At 45.8% G+C, this 308-nt stretch carries 1 protein-coding gene; it reads right to left on the bottom strand.

Annotated features, from left to right (window positions below):
* Positions 1–308 (bottom strand): hypothetical protein (locus P0G09_RS17945; RefSeq protein WP_275253348.1); only part of this gene is annotated, 308 nt, incomplete at both ends.

Below are 308 nucleotides of genomic sequence, written 5' to 3'. Positions count from 1 at the left end.
TGCAATTCCCTGATACTTCTTTTCCTGTCCATTCTGATGCAGAAGATTTGAAATGCTTTCCGGCTGACTTTCCAGATAGACAAGTTCTAATGCCAGAAACCGATCAACGCAGAAGTAAGACATCAAACCCAGCAATTCCTGTTCTTCTGTTTTCAGTGCAACACGATTCGGGAAATATGCAGTGTCCATCGTTTTCCAATTCGTCTGCCATACCATGCTGGCAGTCTGCTGAAAATCCAGCTTTCCCGCCGCCACAACATGTACTGGCACTTTTGCACCATCCTGCAACCGGGTAACTTGCAGATTCA

Origin of the sequence: Faecalibacterium sp. DFI.5.82 (genome assembly GCF_029076575.1) — a bacterium.
GTDB classification, from domain to species: domain Bacteria; phylum Bacillota; class Clostridia; order Oscillospirales; family Ruminococcaceae; genus Faecalibacterium; species Faecalibacterium duncaniae.
The sequence above is the reverse complement of the archived record's forward strand: the minus strand, read 5'-3'. Positions and strand labels throughout refer to the sequence as shown.